Source organism: Hamadaea tsunoensis DSM 44101, from assembly GCF_000428945.1.
Lineage (GTDB): Bacteria > Actinomycetota > Actinomycetes > Mycobacteriales > Micromonosporaceae > Hamadaea > Hamadaea tsunoensis.
On record NZ_AUAX01000009.1, the window covers coordinates 214,806 to 236,237 of the forward strand.

General features: G+C 72.0%; 23 protein-coding genes. 11 read left to right on the top strand and 12 right to left on the bottom strand.

Annotated elements, in window-relative coordinates; translation table 11 throughout:
• Nucleotides 1-40 precede the first annotated feature (40 nt).
• Genes G401_RS0118850 through cofC form a run of 3 tightly spaced genes read right to left on the bottom strand, consistent with a single transcriptional unit; the run spans nucleotide 41 to nucleotide 2,318 of the window.
• The gene (locus G401_RS0118850; RefSeq protein WP_027343734.1) at nucleotides 41-238 is read right to left on the bottom strand and encodes a hypothetical protein; all 198 of its coding nucleotides are present in this window, start codon (nucleotides 236-238) and stop codon (nucleotides 41-43) included.
• 4 nt (nucleotides 239-242) lie between these two features.
• On the bottom strand, nucleotides 243-1,718 hold the full coding sequence (locus G401_RS0118855) for a CYTH and CHAD domain-containing protein (RefSeq protein WP_027343735.1): 1,476 nt from the start codon (nucleotides 1,716-1,718) through the stop codon (nucleotides 243-245).
• Between the two features lie 9 nt (nucleotides 1,719-1,727).
• Nucleotides 1,728-2,318 carry a 2-phospho-L-lactate guanylyltransferase gene (cofC, locus tag G401_RS46710; protein WP_245601772.1) on the bottom strand — a complete coding sequence of 197 codons (591 nt, stop codon included), beginning with the start codon at nucleotides 2,316-2,318 and terminating at the stop codon, nucleotides 1,728-1,730.
• Between the two features lie 181 nt (nucleotides 2,319-2,499).
• On the opposite strand from cofC, the gene G401_RS46715 reads away from it, so the two are divergent.
• The 3 genes from G401_RS46715 (at nucleotide 2,500) to G401_RS0118875 (ending at nucleotide 5,348) form a co-directional block, all read left to right on the top strand.
• Nucleotides 2,500-3,189 (top strand): lysophospholipid acyltransferase family protein, encoded by a 690-nt coding sequence (locus G401_RS46715; protein ID WP_407636886.1) that lies wholly within the window; start codon nucleotides 2,500-2,502, stop codon nucleotides 3,187-3,189.
• On the top strand, nucleotides 3,186-4,178 hold the full coding sequence (locus tag G401_RS0118870; protein WP_027343736.1) for an NAD(P)H-dependent glycerol-3-phosphate dehydrogenase: 993 nt from the start codon (nucleotides 3,186-3,188) through the stop codon (nucleotides 4,176-4,178). Before G401_RS46715 ends, G401_RS0118870 begins: the two co-directional genes overlap by 4 nt.
• A gap of 63 nt (nucleotides 4,179-4,241) precedes the next feature.
• A complete protein-coding gene (locus G401_RS0118875; RefSeq protein WP_027343737.1) occupies nucleotides 4,242-5,348 on the top strand; it encodes a cystathionine gamma-lyase in 1,107 nt (368 codons plus the stop codon).
• 557 nt (nucleotides 5,349-5,905) lie between these two features.
• Here the strand turns inward: G401_RS0118875 and G401_RS0118880 are convergent.
• Nucleotides 5,906-7,045 (bottom strand): D-alanine--D-alanine ligase family protein, encoded by a 1,140-nt coding sequence (locus tag G401_RS0118880; protein ID WP_027343738.1) that lies wholly within the window; start codon nucleotides 7,043-7,045, stop codon nucleotides 5,906-5,908.
• Between the two features lie 86 nt (nucleotides 7,046-7,131).
• Between G401_RS0118880 and G401_RS46720 the strand changes: the two genes are divergently transcribed.
• Nucleotides 7,132-7,698, top strand: a complete 567-nt coding sequence (locus G401_RS46720; protein ID WP_051366831.1) for a hypothetical protein — start codon at nucleotides 7,132-7,134, stop codon at nucleotides 7,696-7,698.
• Here the strand turns inward: G401_RS46720 and G401_RS0118890 are convergent.
• Together G401_RS0118890 and G401_RS0118895 are read right to left on the bottom strand one after the other, a co-directional pair.
• A complete protein-coding gene (locus tag G401_RS0118890; RefSeq protein ID WP_169734210.1) occupies nucleotides 7,611-8,150 on the bottom strand; it encodes a DUF3515 family protein in 540 nt (179 codons plus the stop codon). The two genes, G401_RS46720 and G401_RS0118890, sit on opposite strands and share 88 nt — an antisense overlap.
• On the bottom strand, nucleotides 8,147-8,380 hold the full coding sequence (locus G401_RS0118895; RefSeq protein WP_027343740.1) for an Lrp/AsnC ligand binding domain-containing protein: 234 nt from the start codon (nucleotides 8,378-8,380) through the stop codon (nucleotides 8,147-8,149). Before G401_RS0118895 ends, G401_RS0118890 begins: the two co-directional genes overlap by 4 nt.
• 48 nt (nucleotides 8,381-8,428) lie before the next feature.
• On the opposite strand from G401_RS0118895, the gene G401_RS0118900 reads away from it, so the two are divergent.
• From G401_RS0118900 to G401_RS46725, 5 genes are all read left to right on the top strand, one after another.
• A complete protein-coding gene (locus tag G401_RS0118900) occupies nucleotides 8,429-9,367 on the top strand; it encodes a thiamine-phosphate kinase (RefSeq protein WP_027343741.1) in 939 nt (312 codons plus the stop codon).
• Nucleotides 9,368-9,425: 58 nt separating this feature from the next.
• The gene (locus tag G401_RS0118905) at nucleotides 9,426-9,866 is read left to right on the top strand and encodes a GNAT family N-acetyltransferase (protein WP_034592156.1); all 441 of its coding nucleotides are present in this window, start codon (nucleotides 9,426-9,428) and stop codon (nucleotides 9,864-9,866) included.
• An 89-nt stretch (nucleotides 9,867-9,955) separates the two neighbouring features.
• On the top strand, nucleotides 9,956-10,708 hold the full coding sequence (locus G401_RS0118910; RefSeq protein WP_051366833.1) for an ABC transporter ATP-binding protein: 753 nt from the start codon (nucleotides 9,956-9,958) through the stop codon (nucleotides 10,706-10,708).
• Complete coding sequence (locus G401_RS0118915; RefSeq protein WP_027343744.1) at nucleotides 10,708-13,221, top strand: ABC transporter permease; 2,514 nt, start codon at nucleotides 10,708-10,710, stop codon at nucleotides 13,219-13,221. Before G401_RS0118910 ends, G401_RS0118915 begins: the two co-directional genes overlap by 1 nt.
• On the top strand, nucleotides 13,221-13,829 hold the full coding sequence (locus tag G401_RS46725; RefSeq protein WP_064741795.1) for a VanZ family protein: 609 nt from the start codon (nucleotides 13,221-13,223) through the stop codon (nucleotides 13,827-13,829). Before G401_RS0118915 ends, G401_RS46725 begins: the two co-directional genes overlap by 1 nt.
• Here the strand turns inward: G401_RS46725 and G401_RS0118925 are convergent.
• Nucleotides 13,793-14,461, bottom strand: coding sequence for a response regulator (locus tag G401_RS0118925; protein WP_027343745.1), 669 nt, complete (start codon nucleotides 14,459-14,461; stop codon nucleotides 13,793-13,795). The genes G401_RS46725 and G401_RS0118925 overlap by 37 nt on opposite strands.
• Nucleotides 14,458-15,636, bottom strand: a complete 1,179-nt coding sequence (locus G401_RS0118930; RefSeq protein ID WP_027343746.1) for a sensor histidine kinase — start codon at nucleotides 15,634-15,636, stop codon at nucleotides 14,458-14,460. The genes G401_RS0118925 and G401_RS0118930 overlap by 4 nt, the downstream gene beginning before the upstream one ends.
• 123 nt (nucleotides 15,637-15,759) lie before the next feature.
• Here G401_RS0118930 and nicT point away from each other — a divergent pair, with 123 nt between their 5' ends.
• A complete protein-coding gene (gene nicT, locus G401_RS46730; RefSeq protein ID WP_245601773.1) occupies nucleotides 15,760-16,929 on the top strand; it encodes a Nickel transporter NicT in 1,170 nt (389 codons plus the stop codon).
• Here nicT and G401_RS0118940 read toward each other — a convergent pair.
• Both G401_RS0118940 and G401_RS0118945 read right to left on the bottom strand, forming a co-directional pair.
• A complete protein-coding gene (locus G401_RS0118940) occupies nucleotides 16,901-17,479 on the bottom strand; it encodes a TetR/AcrR family transcriptional regulator (protein ID WP_027343747.1) in 579 nt (192 codons plus the stop codon). The two genes, nicT and G401_RS0118940, sit on opposite strands and share 29 nt — an antisense overlap.
• A 35-nt stretch (nucleotides 17,480-17,514) precedes the next feature.
• Entirely contained in the window at nucleotides 17,515-18,756 is a 1,242-nt protein-coding gene (locus tag G401_RS0118945) for an alpha-L-fucosidase (protein WP_211240775.1), read from the bottom strand.
• A gap of 100 nt (nucleotides 18,757-18,856) precedes the next feature.
• On the opposite strand from G401_RS0118945, the gene G401_RS0118950 reads away from it, so the two are divergent.
• Complete coding sequence (locus G401_RS0118950) at nucleotides 18,857-19,645, top strand: AraC family transcriptional regulator (protein ID WP_027343749.1); 789 nt, start codon at nucleotides 18,857-18,859, stop codon at nucleotides 19,643-19,645.
• Here the strand turns inward: G401_RS0118950 and G401_RS46735 are convergent.
• Together G401_RS46735 and G401_RS0118960 are read right to left on the bottom strand one after the other, a co-directional pair.
• Nucleotides 19,607-20,131 (bottom strand): potassium channel family protein, encoded by a 525-nt coding sequence (locus G401_RS46735; protein ID WP_051366836.1) that lies wholly within the window; start codon nucleotides 20,129-20,131, stop codon nucleotides 19,607-19,609. The two genes, G401_RS0118950 and G401_RS46735, sit on opposite strands and share 39 nt — an antisense overlap.
• A complete protein-coding gene (locus G401_RS0118960) occupies nucleotides 20,128-21,411 on the bottom strand; it encodes an ion channel protein (protein ID WP_084557332.1) in 1,284 nt (427 codons plus the stop codon). Before G401_RS0118960 ends, G401_RS46735 begins: the two co-directional genes overlap by 4 nt.
• Nucleotides 21,412-21,432: the final 21 nt, after the last annotated feature.

Genomic DNA, 21,432 nt, shown 5'->3' on the forward strand with positions numbered 1-21,432 from the left:
CGACGGGATCAGGAAAGCAGTTCGCCGGTTGCCGGCGAGCTCAGGGAAGCGTGGGGATGGTGACGCGTACGACGACTCCGTTGCCGTCCTTCTCCAGGCGTACCCGCTGGCCCAGCCGGACGAGCCGGAGACCGCCGGCCACGAACGCCGCGCCCCCGAACGGGACGCGCTCGCCGTCGTCGAGAAGGACCGCGCCGCTGCGGTCGTGCGGGTCGAACTCGGAGACAGTGCCCTGCATCGGATCAGCGTAGCCAGTCCGTGAGCCGGGCGGAACCGCAGTCGGCCCAGGTCTGAGGGTACGCGGCCCGGATACCGCGGACGGCCGCGCGCTCCCGCTCGGCCAGCCGGCCCGCGGTCACCGGCGCGGGGCCGGAAAGTTCCAGCCACGTCGACTCCGCCACGGCCGCGTCCTGGTGCTCGCCCAGCAGCGCCTGCACCTTCTTGATCTTCTTGGCCGCCCGGCCGGCGCCGGGAACGCCGGGGCTGACCGCTTCGAAGGCGTACCGGGCCTTCTTGGCGAGGATGCGGACCTCGTGCCAGAACACGTCCGGCGCGGTGGCCCGCAGCATCGGCGCGGCGGCGGCCAGGTCCCGCCACGGACGGCGGGCCAGCCGGGGCAGCACGGCCTCGGCCGGGTCCTCGGCGAGTTCCCGCAGCGGCAGCTGCCCGGTCGCCACGGTGAGCCGCTCCACCAGGGCCAGGTAGCGCTGCGCGCGCATCGCCGCGTCCACGCCGGCCAGCGCCCGTTCCTCGCGGTCGCGCAGGGCCGCGTCCAGCGCCGCGATCCCGCCGGGGTCGGCCACCGCCAGGTCCGCGAGCGGGTCGGCCCGCGCCGTCGCGTGCAGGCGGGCGCGCAGCACCTCGGCGTCCCGCGCGTGCCCGAGCACGTCCGCGAACCACTTCAGCTCCGCGCGCAGGTCGCGGCCCCAGTCGGCGTCCAGGAGCCTTCTGAAGGTACGCAGATCGGAGCGCAGCCGCCGGCAGGCGACCCGCATCCGGTGCACCGGGGTGTCCCCGTCGTCGAGCGGCTGCTTCAGGCGTACGAGGGGATCGTTGCGCAGGAACCGGTCGACCGCGCCGCGGACGGAGAGGGCGACCACGTCGGCGGCCGTGGGGTGGGGTCCGACGTCGCCGGGCGGCACGAGGTCGGGCGGCCCGAGATCGCCGAGGGCCCGGTGCAGCTTGGGCACGAACGCGCCGGTACGCGCACCCGCGGCGACCAGGTCGTCCTCGATGCGGTCCAGGGCGCGCCGGGAGCCGTCGCGGCGCTCGACCTCGATCTCGCGGAACCGGCGGGCGACCCGGCGGCCGTCCAGGACGCTGACGGTGTCGTCGTCGATCTCGGCCAGGACGCGGTTCCCGTCGCGGACCTCGTGCGCCCGGCGGACGCTGCGCAGGGTGGCGACGGGGGCCAGCGGGGCGCCCCGGGACAGCGAGGCGACGAGCCAGACGAGGTCCTCGGGCGGGGCGTCGGCCGGCCCGAGCAACGAGATCTCCTCCCGTACGCCGGTGGTGGCGGTCGGCAGCTTCACGGTCCACGGCTCCAGGTCGCCGCTGCGGTAGCGCAGGCTCGCGCCGGAACGGGCCAGCCGGAGGTCGCCGGTGTCGTAGTAGGTGGCGGTGAGGGTCCGCGGGGTGGCGGCGCGTACGCGCAGGCCGCGCAGTTCGGGCAGCCGGAAGGCGGGGGGCACCGCGTACTTGCGTTCCTCTTCGGCCATCTTCCGACCCTATGCCCGAACGGCTGGTGCCTTCCACCCCAGAAGGAGGACCCGGTCGAGGTCGGCCGCGGTGTCCACGTCCCGCCGCAGGGTCGGCCAGTCCTTCTCCAGCCGGGCGGCCCCGGACAGTTCGTGCGCGCGCGCCGAATCCGGCCCGAACAGCGGCGCGAGCGGTACGCCGGCCGGCGCGGCCAGCAGAACCGTCCCGGTGCCGGGCTCGTCGGGGACGAAACTGCGGCCGCCGCGGGCGTACCGGAGGGCGTCGGCGAGTTCGGCCGGCCGGAGCGCCGGGACGTCACCGGTCAGCGCCGCCGTGTACGCGTCGTCCCGCGCCGCCGACCGCAGAGCCGCGTTGAGGCCGCCCCCGGGGTCGACGGCGTACCGGGCGCCGGTCGGCCGGAGCGCCTCGCGGACCAGGGGATCGCCGGTGACCACCACGACCTCGTCCACGCCTTCCGCGGCGGCGGCCGCGCTGACGGTCGCGTACGCCATGGCGAGGACGAGGGCGGTGTGCTCGCCGGGACCGCCGGGCCGGCCGGCGCGCAGCCGCGACTTCGCCGAGGCGAGGTTCTTCAGCGGCACCAGTACGGTCCATCCCACTCGTCGAAGTGTGCCGGACGCCCGTTGACTGGCCTGCCGGCGGGTCGGGCAGGCATGATGTCGTCGGCGGCTCGTCGTCCCGGTGAGGTTTTCCTCCGGCGGGCGGCCGGCGGCGCCCTGGCGGTGGGAGGCTGAGCAAGTGCGGAAGATCGGGTTCTGGCCCCGGTTCGCGGTGTGCATCGTGAAACCGTTGATGACGGTGCTCACGGCGCGGGACTGGCGCGGGATGGAGCACATCCCGCAGACCGGCGGCGTGATCCTCGCCTTCAACCACATGTCGCACGCCGACCCGTTCACGTCCGCGCACTACGTCTACGACGCCGGCCGGTGGCCGCAGTTCCTGGCCAAGGAGAGCGTCTTCCGCGTACCGGTGGTGGGCAAGATCCTCATCTGGTGCCGGCAGACCCCGGTCAGCCGCGGCACGGTGGACGCGGCCCGGGCCCTCGACGCGGCGATCACGGCGGTACGCGGCGGCGACTGCGTCGTCATCTACCCCGAGGGCACGACGACCCGTGAACCGGACCTGTGGCCGATGCGCGGCAAGACCGGTGTGGCCCGGCTCGCGCTGGCGACCGGCGCCCCGGTGATCCCGATCGGCCAGTTCGGTGCCGAGCGCCTCTTCGACCCGCGGACCAAGAAGCTGCGGATCTGGCGTACGCGTTCCGCCGTCTACGCCGGCCCGGCGGTCGACCTGAGCAAGTGGGCGGGTGCCGATCCGACGGCCGCCGTGCTCAACGAGATGACGGACGAGATCATGAACCACATCCGCGTACTCGTGGGGGAGATCCGGGGCGCGACCCCGCCGCCGCTGTACACGCCGGCCGCGCGCAACTCCGCGGCCGCGCAGAAGCCGGCGGGGGCGGCGCAGTGAGGGCCACCATCCTGGGCGCCGGTTCGTGGGGCACCGCGTTCGCCAAGATCCTCAACGACGCCGGCAACGACGTGACGCTGGTACCCCGTCGCGAGGAGATCGCCCGAGCGATCCGGGAGACCGGCTCCAACCCCGAGTACTTCGCCGAGTACCGGCTCGGCGAGCGGGTCACGGCCACCACCGACGCCGCCGAGGCGCTCAAGGGCGCCGAACTGGTCGCGCTGTCGGTGCCGTCGCAGACGCTGCGGGGCAACCTCGCGGCCTGGGCGACCCACATCGACGGCGACGCGACCCTGATCTCCCTGATGAAGGGCATCGAGCTCGGCACCCTGCAGCGGATGAGCCAGGTCATCGTCGAGGTGACCGGGATCGCTTCGGACCGCGTGGCCATCGTGACCGGGCCCAACCTGGCCCCCGAGATCGCCGCCGGTCAGCCGACCGCGACCGTGGTCGCCTGCGAGGACATGGACCGGGCGACCCGCGTACAGCGGGCGATCTTCACCCCGTACTTCCGGCCCTACACGAACGACGACGTGATCGGGTGCGAACTGGGCGGCGCCGTGAAGAACGTCATCGCGCTCGCGTACGGGATGGCGCACGCGATGGGCCTCGGCGACAACACGAAGGCCAGCCTCGTCACCCGGGGCCTGGCCGAGATCGCCCGGCTCGGGGTGGCCCTCGGCGCCGACCCGCTGACCTTCGCGGGCCTGGCCGGCCTCGGCGACCTCGTCGGCACCTGCGTCTCGCCGCTGTCGCGCAACCGGACCTTCGGCGAGCACCTCGGCCACGGCAAGACCCTTGAGCAGGCCGCGGCGGCGACGAAGTACACCGCCGAGGGCGTCAAGAGCTGCCTGTCGATCCGGGACCTGGCCCGTGCGCACGGGGTCGAGATGCCGATCACCGAGCAGGTCGAGCGGGTGTGCCACGAGGGCGTGGATCCGCGTACGGCGGTGTCGGCGCTGATGCTGCGCGAGACCAAGCCGGAGTAATCCAGGCCGCTTTGCGCCCGGTGGCTCTTCGAACGTGGCGGCCTGCTGGGTATCGTCCCGGCCATGGGTGATCACCTCGGCGATTCCACGCTGTGCGTCCACGCGGGCCAGCCCGCAGCCGTTCCCGGCCAGCCGTTGATGCCTGGTCCCGTCTTCGCCGCGCCGTACCATCTCGATCCCGCCGGCTGGCAGCCCGGTGTCGACGGCTACGGCCGTGGTGACAACCCGACCCGGCGCGTCCTCGAAGCCGCCCTGGGCGAACTGGAAGGCGGCGACACCCTCGCCTTCGCCAGCGGCCAGGCGGCCGTCACGGCGGTCCTGCTGTCCGTGCTGCGCCCCGGCGACACGGTGATGGTGCCCAGCGACGGGTACTACAACGTGCGTACGTTCGGCGAACAGTTCCTCGCCGGGCTCCAGGTCACCATCGTCGAGGCCCCGACCGCCGGCCCCTACCCGAGCTTCGACGGCGTACGCCTGGTGTTGCTGGAGACCCCGGCCAACCCCTCGCTCGACGTCGTGGACATCGCCGACGTCGCCGCCCGTGCCCACGCCGCGGGCGCGCTCGTCGCCGTGGACAACACCGCCGCGACCCCGCTCGGCCAGCGCCCGCTCGACCTCGGCGCGGACGTCTCCTTCGCCTCCGGCAGCAAGGCCATCAGCGGCCATTCCGACCTGCTGATCGGCTACGTGTCCACCCGGAACGCCGAACTGCTGGCGACCATGACCTCCTGGCGTACGCTCTCCGGCGCCATCCCCGCGCCCTTCGACTGCTGGCTCGCCCGCCGCTCGATGTCCACCCTGGACCTGCGGCTCCGCCAGCAGAGCGCCACGGCGGCCACTCTCGCCGCGTACCTGTCGCAGCACCCCGGCGTACGCGCGGTCCGCTGGCCCGGCCTGCCCGGCGACCCGTCGTTCGAGGTGGCGAAGCGGCAGATGCGGCGCATCCCGGGCCTGCTCGGCTTCGAACTGCCGAGCGTGGAGCACGCGGCGGAATTCCTGCGGAAGGCGGAGTTCGTCGCGGCGGCGACCAGCTTCGGCGGGACGCACACGAGCGCGGACCGCCGCGCCCAGTGGGGCGACCGGACGGCGCCGGGCTTCATCCGCCTCAGCGTCGGCATCGAGGACGAAGCAGATCTGATCCGGGACTTCGGGAGGGCGTTGCAGCTCTAGATCAAGACCTTTTATAGGCATTTTGTCCCGGGTTCGTCGATCTCACCTCCGCTCCTCCCGCGGGAGACCGTCATTCCGGCCGCTGTGGATCACTCCCATGCCGTCCCGCCGAGAGCCATGGTCCGTGATGCGGGAACGATCTTCCGCCAGGTGAGCACGGCGTGCTGGTTCCTTGATCGTTTACGGGTGGGGTGTCAATCCGGCCCGATCTGCATGATCAATTACGTGTCAGGTGTAGCAGAACCCGGTCAGCGCGCTCCGGAACCGTAAACGATCATGCATCGGGTGGCCATTTCCACACCACAGCCGTAAACGATCATCCCGCCGACCCCCGCCCAGCGCCTATATCGGACAGTCGCGACAAGGGCCGGTCGGGGGTTGGGGCGAAACGGTGACCGGAGGACGGTGGACGATGCGTCGCCCCACTCGGGTGGCAGTGGAGGCCTCGGAGCGAAGCGGAGGGGCCGGAACGGTCTCCCGCGCGAGGAGCGGAGGTGAGATCGGCGAACCCGGGACAAAATGCCTTAAAAGAAACTTATAGACTATTGATCTTGGGGTTAGTGGAGGCCGACACCTCGGCGGAGGGCGGTCTTCACCAGGCGGGTGACCAGCTTCGAGTAGTCCACGCCGGTCGCCGCCCACATCCGGGGGAACACGCTCGTCGAGGTGAACCCCGGCATCGTGTTGATCTCGTTGAGGAAGATCTCCCCCTCGTTCGAGACGAAGAAGTCCACCCGGCCGAGCCCCGCGCAGTCCAGCGCCGTGAACGTACGCGTCGCGTACTCGCGGATCCGGGCGGCGACCTCGGCGGGCAGGTGGGCCGGGATGTCGAATTCCGTGGCGTCTTCCAGGTACTTCGCCTCGAAGTCGTAGAACACGTAGTCGGCGGAGACGCGTACCTCGGCGAGGACGGACGCCTCGGGGGCGCCGCCGAATTCGCCTTCGAGGACGCCGCACTCGACCTCGCGGCCGAAGATCGCGGCCTCGACGAGCACCTTGGGGTCGATGGCCCGGGCGGTCGCGACAGCCGCGTCGAGGTCGGCCCAGTCCGCAACCCGGGTGATGCCGAAACTGGATCCGGCCCGGGAAGGCTTGACGAAGACCGGGAGGCCGAGGCGCTCCTTGTCGGCCTCGCTGAGCGACTGACCGGCCCGAAGGACGGCGTACGCGCCGACGGGGATGCCGGCCGCGATGGCGAGCTTCTTGGTGAACTCCTTGTCCATGGCGGCCGCGGAGGCGAAGACGTTCGCGCCGACGTAGGGGATGCCGGCCATTTCCAGCAGCCCCTGGATCGTGCCGTCCTCCCCGTACGCGCCGTGCAGCACCGGGAAGACGACGTCGATCCCCTCGAAGGCGCTGGAGCCGTGGGTCGGTTCGAGTGTGCGCAGGTCGCCGCCGGTGACGGAGAGGAGCGCGGAGCCGGTCGGGTCGGCCGCGAGGACCACCTGCTCGCCCGAGGCGGCGGTGATCTCGGGCAGCCGCGGCCGGTCGCCGTCGCGGTTGATCGCCAGCTGCGACGGGTCGGCGGAGGCGAGCAACCAGCGGCCCTCGCGGGTGATGCCGATGGGCACGATCTCGAACTCGGCCGGGTCGAGCGCCGCCATGACGCTGCCGGCGCTGAGGCACGAGATGGCGTGCTCGGTACTCCGGCCGCCGAATACGACGGCTACCCGGATCTTGCGGGGGCTCTCGCTCACGGGCCGACCATACCTTTTTTGTGTTCCTGGATCATGTCGAGGCGCCGGTAGACGCAAACTGAACACGTTCAGGTACGCTCGGCCGCGTGACCCCTCGACAGCGCCTGCGGCGTACGCGGGTTTGGTTGGTGCTGTTCCTGGTCGGACTCGTACTGTCCGGCATCACTGCGTTCCCGCTCGTGTCCGAGGTCCGGCTGCTGCACGACACGCTGCACTCCTGGTCGGTCGGAGATCGACTGCCGGCCCTCGTGGCCTGGATCGACCGTGTGACCACCGGTGTGACCGAGACCGGCGAGCGCTACCCCTTCATGGCGTACGGGACGGACTGGCTGGCCTTCGCCCATCTCGTGATCGCGGTGGCGTTCCTCGGCCCGCTGCGCGACCCCGTCCGCAACATCTGGACGCTGCAGTGGGGGATGGTCGCCTGCGTAGGCATCGTCCCGCTGGCCCTCATCGCCGGCCCGGTACGCGGCATACCCGGCTGGTGGACCGTGATCGACATCTCGTTCGGGGTGTTCGGGATCGTGCCGCTGCTGTTCGCCTACGGGCACGCGCGAAAACTGGCTCAGGAGGCGGCGGTCGTGCAGCCGGCGGGCGCCTTCGCGCTCGGTACGCTGGCGGCGACCGTGGCCGAGAAGCCGATGACCCACTGAGCGGCGCCGTTCGGGTCGCCCGGGATGCTGACCTTGACGGGCACCTGCCGGTCGACCGTGGTCCACTCGGTGCCGCCGGTCTGCTGGACGGCGTGCCAGCAGACGCCGTCAAGCAGGTAGACGTCGTCGGTCGAGTCGAACGAGGCTGCCGGATGCCCGCACTGCACGATCTTGGCCGGCTCCCCGTACGCGGCGTTCTGCTCGGTCCCGGCCGTCACGGGGCGGCGGACCGCGTCGCGTACGCGATCGGGAAGCTTCGCGATGAGCGCCCGGCAGACGACCGCGGACCTGTCGTCGAGCGGTGGCGCGTCGACGGTGACCGGAGTGGTGGCCTGAGCGTTGGGAGTGGCAGGGGGTGCGGAAGATCCCGGTGTGCCCAGATTGAAGACGACGACGCCGGTCAGTACCGCGACCGGCAGGGCGATGACGGTCGCGAGCACACGAGGATTCACAGCTTGACCACCGAACAGGTGAGCGTGCGGGTGATGCCGGACACCGCCTGCACTTTGCTGATAATGAGGCGGCCCAGCTCGTCGACGTTCTGGCTCTCGGTGAGCACGATGACGTCGTACGGGCCGGTCACCGCGTCGACGCGGACGACACCCGGGATCGACTCGATCTCGACGGCCACGTCACGGGCCCGACCGACCTCGGTCTGAATCAGGATGTACGCGTGGACCACGACGTTGAAGCTACCGCACGCGACCGGCGGACATCTTCGGGTGTCCGGTTGAGTGGCACAGGCGAGTTCGGCCTGATCGACCGGGTCACGGCCCGGCTGCCGCAGGGGCCGACCAGCCTGCTCGGCCCCGGCGACGACGCCGCCGTGGTCGGCGCGCCCGACGGCCGGGTCGTGGCCTGCACGGACGCGCTGGTCGACGGCCGGCATTTCCGGCGCGACTGGTGCGAAGCGGTCGACGTCGGGCACCGGGCGGCCGCCGCCAACCTGGCCGACATCGCCGCGATGGGGGCCGTCCCGACCGCCCTGCTGGTGGCGGTGTGCGCCCCGGCGGACCTCGCCGCGGACTGGATCGAGGACATGGCCGAGGGGCTGGCCGAGGAGGCCGACCTGGTCGGCGCCTCGGTCGTCGGCGGGGACACGACCTCCTCGCCGGTCCTCGTGATCGTGGTGACGGCCCTCGGCGACCTGCAGGGCCGGCGGCCGGTCGTCCGCTCCGGCGCGCATCCCGGCGACATCGTCGCGCTGGCCGGCCGGCTCGGGGTGGCGGCGGCCGGCTACACCGTGCTGTCCCGCGGCTTCCGTACGCCGAAGGTGCTCGTGGACGCGTACCGGCGGCCGGTGGTCGCGTACGGTGCGGGGTTGAAGGCGGCCCTGGCCGGGGCGAGCAGCATGATCGACGTCTCGGACGGGCTCATCGCCGATCTCGGGCACGTGGCCAAGGCCAGCAAGGTGCACATCGACCTGTCCCGGGAGGCGTTCGCGCTGCCGGCCCAGCTCAAGGACGCGGCCCTGGCCCTGGGCGTGGACCCGTACCGGTGGATTCTCGCCGGCGGCGACGACCACGCGCTGGCGGCGACCTTCCCGCCCGACGTCGAGCTGCCGGACGGCTGGCGGGCGGTCGGCAAGGTGTCGCGGGGCGAGGGGGTCACGGTCGACGGCCGGGAATGGTCCGGACCGCGGGGCTGGGACCACTTCCATCGCGGCTGACCGGGCGCTACCCTCACACTCTGTGAGCGATCTTGGAACCGGTCTCGACATCCGTCCGATGCGTTATGGCTCGCCAGTAGCGCAAAGACTCGTCGCGGCGATCTACGCGGACCAAACAGAGCGTTACGGCGGCCCGGACGCAACGGTCGTCGAGGCGTTCGAATTCGACCCGCCGGACGGCGGCTTCCTCGTCGCGTACGCGCAGGGGCAGCCGGTCGGTTGCGTGGGCTGGCGCAGCCACGAGGGTTCGGAGGAGGTCGCCGAGCTCAAGCGCCTCTACACCGCCCCCGAGGTACGCAAGACGGGCGTGGCCCAGGCGCTCATGGCGGCCGTCGAGGCGAACGCCCGCGACCACGGCCGGACCCGCATGGTCCTGGAGACGGGCGCGAAGCAGCCGGAGGCGATCGCGCTGTACACGAAGCTCGGATTCCAGCCGATCCCGCACTTCGGGCACTACAAGGACGCCGACGGCGTCGTCAGCATGGGCCGCGACCTGTAGAGCCCGCGGGGCGCGTGCTACCTGAGGCGTACGAGGATCGCGACTCAGGCCCGACGACGGGGACGGCCGCGCTGCCTAGCGTCGGCGGGATGCAGACGATTGTGCGGCCGGCCGTGGCCGTGACCGACCTGACGAAGGTCTACGGGACCGGTGACACCGCCGTACGCGCGCTCGACGGGGTCAGCGTGACCTTCGCCGCCGGCGGGTTCACGGCGATCATGGGACCGTCCGGCTCCGGTAAGTCGACGCTGATGCACTGCGCGGCCGGCCTGGACACGGTGACCTCGGGAACCGTGCAGCTGTTCGACGGCCGGGGCGAGGCGACCGACCTGACCGGCCTGGGCGACACCGCGCTGACCAAGTTGCGGCGTACCCGGATCGGCTTCGTCTTCCAGCAGTTCAACCTGCTGCCGACGCTGACCGCCGCGCAGAACATCACGCTGCCGCTGGAACTGGCCGGCGCCCGCCCCGACCCCGAGTGGTACGCGACCGTCGTCGACGTGCTCGGCCTGCGGGACCGGCTGGGGCACCGGCCGAACCAGCTCTCCGGCGGCCAGCAGCAGCGGGTCGCGTGCGCCCGGGCCCTGCTGGCGAGGCCGGACGTCGTGTTCGCCGACGAGCCGACCGGCAACCTCGACTCGAAGACCGGCCAGGAGGTGCTGGACTTCCTGCGGCGCAGCGTCGCCGAGCTCGGCCAGACCGTCGTCATGGTCACGCACGACCCGACCGCCGCCGCGTACGCCGACCGGGTCGTGCTGCTCGCGGACGGCCGGTTGGTGGACGAGATCGCCCGGCCGACCGCGGACAGCGTCCTCGACCGGCTCAAGCGGCTGGGGGCGTGATGATCCGCACCACCCTCGCCGGGCTGCGTACGCACCTGCGCCGGCTGCTCGCCACCGCCATCGCGGTCGTCCTCGGCGTCGGCTTCGTCGCCGGCACGCTCATCTTCACCGCGACCGCCCGCGCCGGGTTCTTCGACACGTTCGCGCGTACGGCCAAGAACGTCGACGTGTCCGTGCTCGCCGGCGGGCAGCGGCTGCCTCTCGCCGACCTCGATCGCGTACGCGCGCTGGCCGGAGTCGCCGCCGCGGACGGCCGGCTGGCGGACTCCCTCGCCCTGCTCGACCGCGAGGGCAAGCCTGTCACCAACTTCAGCCGGGCCGGGTACGCGGTCTCCACCGACGGCGATCCGCTCCTGCGCCCGTTCGACGTGGTGGGACGCGTACCGGCGGGGGACGGGGAGGCGTTGCTGGACAAGGAGACGGCCGGGCATCAGCATCTCGTCGTCGGCGACACGATCACCGTTCTCGACCGCGCGGGCGCCCGGCATCCGCTCACCCTGGTCGGCCTCCTCGACTTCGGCGTGTCGAAGACCTACTCCGGCTGGTCGGTCGTGGGCCTGCCGGCCGCGCGGATCGCCGCCCTCACCGGCGCCACGGGTTATGACGAGATCGTCGTACGCGCGGCCGCCGGCACCGATCCCGGGAAGCTCGCCGGCTCGGTGCGCCCGGCGGTGGCCAAGGGCGCCAAGGTGTCCACGGGCGACAAACGCCGCGAGCAGCTCGCCAACGACGCCACGTCGGTCGCGACCCAGTTCTCGATCATCCTGCTCGTGTTCGGAGCCGTCTCCCTCGTCGTCGCCGTCTTCGTCATCTACAACACCTTCGCGATCCTGCTGGCCCAGCGCGTACGCGAGACGGCCCTGCTGCGCTGCGTCGGCGCGACCCGCGGGCAGGTGTTCGGGGCCACCGTCCTCGAATCGGCCGTCGTCGGTCTCGGCGGCGGCTTCCTCGGCGTACTGGCCGGGGTCGGCATCGCCTACGGCCTGTTCGCGCTGCTCAACGGGGTGCTCAACGCCGGCGTGCCGGCCCACTCCATCGTCCTCGGGCCCGCCCCGGTGCTCGCCGGGCTGACGCTCGGCGTGGTCGTGACCGTCCTCGCCGCACTCCTCCCGGCGGTACGCGCGACGCGTACGGCACCCCTCGCGGCACTCCGGGACCTGGCGCCCCTGACCGAGACCGGCCGCGTACGCCGGATCGTGCGGCTCGCCGTCGCCGTCCTGTTCGTCGCCGCGGGTGCCGCCGTCACGGTCGCCGGGCACGACTCGGCCGACTCGCAGGCCGGCACGTTCCTGGTGGTGGCCGGCGGGATCGTCGCCTTCCTCGGGCTGCTCGTCGCGGCGCCGCTGTTCGTCGGGCGGCTGACGGCGGCGGTCGGCGTACCGGTGCGGTGGATCGCGGGCACCCCGGCCCGCGTCGCGGTGGCCAACGCCCGGCGCAACCCGGGGCGTACGGCGGCCACCACGGCCACGCTGATGATCGCGATCGGGCTGATGTGCCTGTGCGCCGTGGTGCTCGCCAGCATCAAGGCGACCGCCCGGGACCAGCTGTCCGGCCACTACCCGGTCGACTACGCAGTGACCGGACTGTCCTATGAGGATGGCAAGCGCGCCGATCTGCCGCCGGAGTTCGCCCGGTCCCTCCGCGCCCGCCCGGAGTTCGCCGGCGTCGCCGAGGTACGCGTCCTCGACGTCCGCATCGACGGCAGACCGGCGCGGATCGGCGCGGTCGACGCGGCGGCACTGGGCGGCCTGATCACGCTCGACATGACCACCGGCGACGCGGGCGCCCTCGGCACCGGAACGGTGATCATCCCGCCCGGGACGCCGCAGCCGTCGATCACCGTGACGGCCGGCGGCCGGGCGACCTCGTTACGCGTCGTCGGCACCGCGAAAACGACCATACCCGGCTCCGGGCAGCTCGCCGCGCTCGTCTCCTGGGATCAGCTCACCGCGCTCGGTGCGGGCCCGGCGGACGCGGTCGTCATGGCGAAGGCCGCGTCGGGCGTGGCGCCGACGGCCTCCCGGGACGCGATCGACGCGGTGGCCCGGCCGTTCCCGCTCGCCCAGGTGAACAGCGTCGCCGACCTGAGCAGCGATCTCGACAAGGCCGTCAACGGGTTGATCGGGCTGTTCGCGGGGCTGCTCGGCACGGCCGTCGTGATCGCCCTCTTCGGCGTCGCGAACACGCTGTCCCTGTCGGTCGTGGAGCGTACGCGCGAGTCGGCGACCCTGCGCGCGGTCGGCCTCACCCGGGCGCAGCTGCGCGGGACGCTGCTCGTCGAGGCCGTCCTCATGGGACTCGTCGGCGCGGTCGTCGGCATCGCGTACGGGATGATCTATGGTCCGCTGGTGGTGGCGACGGCGTTCCGGGCGATCGATCCGCGCGTGGTGGTGCCCTGGGCGTGGCTGGCCGGACTGATGGCGCTGGCCGCGCTGGCGAGCTGCCTCGCGGCGGTGCTGCCCGCCCGCAAGGCGGCCAGCGCCTCGATCGTCGCGGCGCTGGCGGACGTCTGATGGTCACCTTCACCGCGATAGTGCTCGTCACCGTGGCCGCGCTGCCGGTGGCCGTGACCACGGTGTGGGCCCTGGCCCGCCGCCGGAAGGCCCGAGGCGTCGAGTACGCGGTCCGGCTGTCGCTGGCGGAGGTCGCCATCGTCTACGGGACGGTGCCGTGGGTGTGGATGATCCTGCTCCCGGGTCACCGGGCCGGGGCGGCCACCGGGCGGGTGAGCCTGGTGCCGCTGCACGACCTGTCGAAGATCATCGCTGTGGGGCCGCCGCCGCTGGCGGCCCGGCAGATCATCGGCAACCTGCTGGTGTTCGCGGCGCTGGGATTCTTCGGCCCGATCCGGTTCCGGGCGCTGGCCTCGGTATGGCGGGTCCTGGCGCTCGCGGCGGCCCTGTCGATCCTGGTCGAGGTGGCCCAGTACGCGTTCCGGCTCGACCGTGTGTCCTCAGTGGACGACGTGCTGCTGAACGCCACCGGCGCCGCGCTGGCCGCCCTGGCCGCCCGCCCCTGGCGCCCCCACCCGTCCCCGCCCGCCCTTTCCTCACAATCCCCGAGGGAGCCCGGGGCGGTGCAGGGTTACGGGGTGCCGGGGCGGACCAGGCCGGACTCGTAGGCCAGGACCACGATCTGCACCCGGTCGCGGAGGTCCAGCTTGGTGAGGACGCGGCCGACGTGCGTCTTGACGGTCGCCTCGGCGAGGAAGAGCCTGCCGGCGATCTCGGCGTTGGTCAGCCCGGCCGCCACCAGCAGGACGACCTCGTGTTCGCGCTCGGTGAGCTGGTCGAGGCCGGCCGGCGGGCGGGCCGGGGTGAGCTGGCCGGCGAACCGTTCGAGCAGCCGCCGGGTGATCCGGGGCGCCACGACAGCGTCGCCGGAGGCGATCGTGCGTACGGCGCTGAGGAGGTCTTCGGGCGGGGCGTTCTTGAGCAGGAAGCCGCTCGCCCCCGCCTGGAGGGCCGCGAAGGCGTCCTCGTCGGTGTCGAACGTCGTCAGCACCATCACCTTCGGCGCTCCCGGTACGCGGCTCAGCTCCCGGGTCGCCGTCACGCCGTCCATGACCGGCATGCGGATGTCCATGATCACGACGTCGACGGGCGTACCGGCGGTGGCGAGGGAGGCGATCTCGCGGAGGGCGGCGGCTCCGTCGGCGGCTTCCCCGGCGATCTCGATGTCCGGCTGCGACGACAGGATCATGGCCAGCCCGGTACGGATCAGCGCCTGGTCGTCGACGAGGAGGACTCTCATGCCGCGACCTCCGAGGGCAGCACCGGGATGTGCGCCCGGACCGCCCAGCCCCGCCCGGTACGCGGTCCGGCGTCGAGCGTGCCGCCGTGCACGGCCACCCGTTCGCGCATGCCGATCAGGCCGTGCCCGGTGCCTTCGGCGAGCCGGGGAGCGGGGATCTCGGCGGTGCCGCCGTCGTCGGTGACGCTCACGGTCACCGAGTCTGCCGAATGCCGGAGGGACAGCGCCACGCAGGCCCCCGGGCCGGCGTGGCGCAGCACGTTGGTCAGCCCTTCCTGGGCGATGCGGTAGACCGCCAGCTCGATCGCGGGCGGCAGCGGCCGGGCCAGCTCCGCGTCCAGGTCCACGCTCAGCCCCGCCGAGCGGGCGCCGTCGACGAGCGTCGTCAGCTCGGCCAGCGTGATCCGCCGGCGGTCGGCCTCCGCCTCGGCCGGCCGGCTGCCGCGCAGCACGCCGACCAGGCGGCGCATGTCGTCCAGGGCGCCCCGGCCGGTCGCGGCCACCGTCGTCAGGGCCGTGCGCGCCTGGTCGGGGTCGCCGTCGAGCGCGTACCGGGCGCCGTCGGCCTGCACGATCATCACCGCCAGGCTGTGTGCGATCACGTCGTGCAGCTCCCGCGCGATCGCCGCCCGCTCGTCGGCCACCGCGATCCGGGCCAGATGCTCCCGCTCCCGTTCCAAGGTCGCCGCGCGCTCCTCCAGGCTCGCGACGTACAGGCGCCGCTGCCTCATCGTGTACGCCATCAGCCAGACCCCGCCGCACACGCCCAGGTACCAGAGGGCGAGCAGCCACCAGGTCTGTTCGTTGCCGTGCCGGACGACCTCGATGACGATGCCGATCCCGACGACCACGGCGGCCACGTAGCCGCCCGCGAGCCGCCGGGCGTACTTGACCACGCTGAACATGCCGATCAGCACGGCCAGGTCATAGGGGAGCGGGTCGGTGGACGCCGAGAAGAAGACCACCTGGGACAGCGCGGCCAGCGAGATCGCCGCCATCGTCCACATCGGATGCCGTCGCCGGAGCAGCAGCGCCGCCGCCATGACGAACCCGGCCCACATCAGCGTACGCGGGGTCTGGCGCATGAAGACGCCGAGCGTCGTCAGGCCGACGACTCCGATCGATATGAAGAGGTCGAACGCGATCGACCGGCGACTCGGCGGTTCCGGGAGCACCCGCCAAGAGTAACCAGCCGGTGAAGTTCGTTCGAACACGCTTGCGATTCGAATGCTATTGCCACTAGGTTGCAATAAGATGAGAAGTGCCCGAGGGGGGACTTCTCCGGGGAGGAAATCGTCGTGACCACCACAACAAGCGCGCCACCTACCGCGCGCGCCCGCGTACGCGGCCTCGGCGGGGCGGAGAAGCGCAGCCTCTGGGGGATGGGGCTGTTCATCGCCGCGCTGCACATCGTCGGCTGGTTCACCCTCGTGGGAATCATCGCGCCCGAGAAGTACAACGTCGGCGGCCAGGTCTTCGGGATCGGGCTGGGCGTGACGGCGTACACGCTGGGCATGCGACACGCGTTCGACGCCGACCACATCGCGGCGATCGACAACACCACGCGGAAGCTCATGGCCGACGGCCAGCGGCCGCTCTCGGTCGGCTTCTGGTTCTCGCTCGGCCACTCGTCGGTCGTGTTCGGCCTGTGCCTGCTGCTGTCGATGGGCGTGCGCGCGCTGGCCGGGGAGGTCTCCGACGACAAGTCGTCGCTGCAGCAGACCACCGGCCTCATCGGCACCGCGGTGTCGGGCGTGTTCCTGACCCTGATCGCGATCCTGAACCTGGTCGTGCTCAAGCAGATCCTGCGCGTCTTCTTCCGGATGAAGAAGGGCGACTTCGACGAGGCCGAGCTGGAGGAGCACCTCAACAAGCGCGGTTTCATGAACCGGATCCTCGGCGGCATGACCAAGGCCGTCTCGAAGCCGTGGCACATGTACCCGCTGGGCATCCTGTTCGGCCTCGGCTTCGACACCGCGACCGAGATCTCGCTGCTGGTCCTGGCCGGCGGCGCGTCCGCCTTCCAGCTGCCCTGGTACGCGATCCTCACCCTGCCGATCCTGTTCGCGGCCGGGATGAGCCTGCTCGACACGATCGACGGTTCGTTCATGAACTTCGCGTACGGGTGGGCGTTCTCGAAGCCGGTGCGGAAGGTCTACTACAACATCACGATCACGGCGCTGTCGGTGGCCGTGGCGCTGATCATCGGCGGCATCGAGCTGCTCTCGATCCTGGCCGACAAGATCGGTATCGAGTCGGGCCCGCTGCGCACGATCGCCGACCTGGACCTCAACTTCGTCGGGTACGCGATCGTCGGCCTGTTCGTCGTCACCTGGATCATCGCGCTGGCCGCCTGGAAGTTCCTGCGCATCGAGGAGAAGTGGTCGGTCAACCTGAAGGCGGCCGACCAGCCCGACGGCGAGGCGGATCAGCCCGGGATCACGAAGTCGGTCGCGGAGCCGGCGTGAGCGTACGCATCGCCGCGAGCATCTGTGCTCCGGTGATGGTGTCGCCGGGGTCGAGCAGCCATTGGGCGGCGACCCCGGCGAGCAGCGCCTGATACAGGGCACCGAGCCGCAACCGGTCCGCCCCCTCGGTCCCGTACGCGCCGAACAGCTCGACCAGGCCGAGGCGGCCGGCCTCGGTGGCGGCCGTGAACGCCTGCCGCAACTCCTCGTTCGCGTCGAGCTGGGGGATCAGCTCGAACTGGAGCTTCCACAGCGGACGGTTGCGCTCGAAGGACGCCAGGACGGCCGCCCAGGCGTGCTCGAACCGCTGCTCCGGGGTTGCCACGGGGTCGGTCTCCCGGGCCATGAGCCGCGCCAGATCCTCGCCCCACTCGGCGAGCGCCTCGGTCAGCGCCAGGTGCAGCAGGGCGTCCTTCGTCCCGTAGTGGTAGCCGATGGCCGCCAGGCTGACCCCGGCCGCGGTGGCGATGTCGCGGGCGGTCGTCCGCGCGTACCCCTTGTCGTAGAGGCAGCGCTTGGCGCCTTCGAGGAGATCTTCGCGGTTGCCCATCCGGGAAGGTTAGCACGTTCGTGTGAGACGGTTGTTCAACTGTCCCGGCCCTGGCCGGTGTAGAGGTCCAGCGGGCCGTCGAGTTCCACGGCGATCACGGTCGCGTGCGGATCGACGTCGGCCGCCGGGGGAGCGTCGATCCAGGTCAGCCCGGGGACCTCGCCGTGCCCGCCGGTCACCCGATGGCCCAGTCGCGTACCCGTGGCGAGGACGCTGGCCGCGCGTACTCCCGTGCGGAGCCCGCGGAGGGCGAGGGCGTCGCGGACCGGATCGAAGCAGAAGAGGTAGAGGGTGCGGCCGTCGGCGGACAGCGTGCTGGGGCCGTAGTGGTGGCCCGGCGGCAGGCCGCGGACCGTGCCGAAGACGGCGCTGTCGTGCCGGCGGATCCAGTCGCCCAGGCCGATGAGGCGATCGGCCTGCTCCTGCGGGATCGTGCCGTCCTCGCGCGGGCCGACGTCGAGCAGCAGGTTGCCGCCCATGCCGATGGTCTCGGCGAAGTAGCGCACGAGCATGCGCACGGACTTGTGGTTGGTGTCCGCGTGCTGGTAGCCCCACGAGTCGTTGACCGTGAGGCACAGCTCCCACGGGCCGTCCGGCGCGCGCATCGGCAGGCCCTGCTCGGGCGTCGCGTAGTCGCCGTGGCTCAGCATGCGCGCGTTGAGGACGGTGTCCGGGCGTACCGCGTAGATGTCGGCCGCCAGCTTGCCGAGACCCCACTGGCTCTCGGCCCGCTCCCACTCGCCGTCGAACCACAGCAGATCCGGCCGGTACGCGCGCGTCAGCTCACCCACCTGACCGTCGCGGTACGCGAGAAACCGTTGCCACGCCTCGGGATCGTCCGTGCCGGCCGGGGTGACGTAGGGGCTGTCGACGACGAGGGCCGGGTCGGCGTGGCGTACGGAGGCGTAGTCGGGGTGGGCCCAGTCGGAGTGCGAATAGTAGAAGCCGACCTTCAGATCCTTGTCCCGCAACGCCTGCGCGTACGGGGCGAGGAGATCGGCCGCCGTGTGCCGGTCCGAGTACGCCGTCGGCCACAGCGCGTACCCGTCGTGGTGGCGGGCGGTGAGGACGGCGTACCGGGCGCCCGCCCGCTGGAACAGCTCGGCCCAGGCGGCGGGGTCGTACTTCGCTGCCGTGAAGCCCTCGCGCTGGCGCATGTAGTCGTCGAAGGAGATCCGGCCGAGGTAGAACGACCACGACTCGGCCACGCCCTCGACCGCGTAGATCCCCCAGTGCAGGAAGATGCCCAGTTTGGCCTCGGCGAACCAGTTCTGCATGGTCATCTTCGTGCTCCCGTCTGGTTGTGATCGCTCACGCTAGCCCGGCGCACCCCTGTCAGGCGTGGGTTGGAGCCACCACTACTGGTAACTTTCGACCATGAGTGTGCTGCCGCTGGCCGGGCCGCCGGTCGTGAGCGCGGTCGGTGTGGGACTGCACGGCGTCACCTCCGACCGCGACACGTACCTGCTGCCGCAGCACTGGCAGTTGCACCTCTACAGCTACGAGGGCACCCTGACCGCCGGCGGCACCGCGTACGCGATCCGGCCCGGCCATGTCAGCCTCGTCCCGCCGGGAACGCGGGTGGACTTCGTCTATCGTGGACGGTCGGAGCATCTCTTCTGCCATTTCCAGCCGGGCGTCTGCGATGCGGCGACCGCACCGGAGACGGCAAGCCTGCCGGTGATGCAGGACGCCGGACCGGTCGCCGCGACCTTGTCGGCCGCGTTCCACGCCGCCATCGGAGCGTTCGGGCGCCGCCCGGCGCAGGTGGCGGCCGAGATCTGGGCCGCGCTCTGGCGGGTGGCCACCCTTCCGGCGGTCCCGCCCGAGCGCGCGGAGACCCATCCGGCCGTGGCGGTGGCGATCGCGTACGTGCAGGCGCGGCTGGGGCAGCCGTTGACGGTCGCGGGGATCGCCCGGCACGCCGGGGTCTCGCAGACCCACCTGCTGCGGCTGTTCCGGGCGGCCACGGGCGAGACCGTGGTCGCGTACGTCCGGCGGCGGCGACTGGAACAGGCCGGGCACCTGCTGCGCCAGTCGACCCTCTCCATCCCGGCGATCGCCGCGACGGTCGGGATCCCCGACCTTCAGGCGTTCAACAAAGCCTGCCGCCGCGAGCTGGGCGGGTCACCCCGGGCCGTCCGCGCCCGAGCCGTTCTGGCCTGAGCGCCGCCGGCGTACCTTCTCCGAGAGCCGGCGGCCCAGCACGCTCGCGGCCGTCGCGATGATCGCCACGTTGAACACCAGCTGTACGCACATCAGTCCGCGCGCGAACTGTCCCTGGGCGTGCACGTCCCCGTACCCGACGGTGGCCAGCGTGGTGAGCGCGTAGTAGAGGCCGTCGATGCGGGTGTTCAGCTCGGCGAACTCGCCCGGCTCGGTCGTGGCGACGACGAAGTCGGCGAGGGCGAACACCAGGACGCTGCTGATGATGGCGAGCAGCAGGCCGAGCAGGGGCGCGTCGCCGCCGTCGAGCTGGCGCCCGATCTGGCGGAGGGTGAGCCAGGCGGCCAACGCGACGCCCACGCACGTGATGAGGCCGCGGGCGACGAGGGCGATCGGCCCGCCGCTGAGGTCCACCGGCACCACGAAGTACGCCACCACCAGCAGCACGGTGGAGAAGAACGTGTGCAGCTTGGACCGGCGGCTCATCCCGGCGCCTCGGGCCTGCCCGCGGCGGCTGCCAGGGGTTCGGCGCGGGCCGGCGGCGAAGGCGGGATGATCATTTCGGGCTTGCCGGTGACGAGCAGCCACACCGGCAGGATCGTGATGCACAGCAGCGGGATGAGCTTCATGTCCTGCACGATCGCGACGGCGAGGAAGAAGCTGAGCCAGCCCTGCTGGGTGATCGCGATGGTGACCCCGAGCAGCGCGCTCGCCACCGCCACGGCCAGCGGCATCGACGGGATGAGCCGCTGCGCGAACAGGCCCAGCGCGACGCCGATGAACGCGCCCGGGAAGATGCGCCCGCCCCGGAAACCGCAGCTGGCCGCCGTCAGCAGGGCGACGGTCTTGACCGCGAGGATGAGCAGCAGGCCGGCGGTGGTGTACCCGGCCGCGCCGGAGACCAGCTGCCCCATCTGCTCCTCGCCCTTGAAGAGCGTGATCATGCCGCCGACCGCGCCGAGCAGGCCGAGCACGAACCCGCCGGCCACCAGCCGGGGCAAGGCGTTCGGCACCTTCTCGAACAGCCGGTACGCGTACGGGAAGGCGTAGACGAGACCGAGACCGAGCAGCGCCCCGGCCATGCCCACCACCGACGACGTGAGCAGGTCGGCGAAGTGGAAGGTGTCGTAGGGCGGCAACGACACCGACATGGTGGGAGCGTTCAGCACATCGGTCGTGAGGGCACCGGCCCCGGCCGCGACGAGCGGGGCGAAGAGCTTGTCCCACAACGGCTGCTTGCGGTCGCCGCCGATCATCTCGGAGAGCAGCAGGGCGGCGCCGACCGGCGTGCCGAACAGCGCTCCGACGGTGCCCGCGATGGCCAGGCCCATCCAGCCCTGGACCGAGTCCTTGCCCGTCAGGCGTACGCCGACCGCGCACGCGAGCGCGACGTTCGCCATGGTGATCGGGTTCTCCGGACCGAGGCTGACGCCGCCGGCGAGCGCGAGGACCGCGGCGAGCAGGATCGTCGGCACCAAGCCCACCGGCACGGGCGGGCCGCCGAGCCCCTCCTTCGCGGGGTCGGGTCCGGCGTGACCGGGCAGGAAGACGACGACCAGGCCGACCGCGGCGCCGGTGACCGTCAGCAGGATGATCCGCCACCACCACGCCTCGCGCCCGTCCCACAGCACGTGCTCGATCTTGTCCGCGACGTACGTGAGCAGCAGCAGTACCAGGCTGCTGACGACGCCGACGACCAGCGCCGCCGGGGCGGTGGCGAGCAGCCGGCGGGCGGTGGAGCGGACGGGGGCGGCGGCGGCCGTCATGCGTGCGGGTTCGGCCGGAAG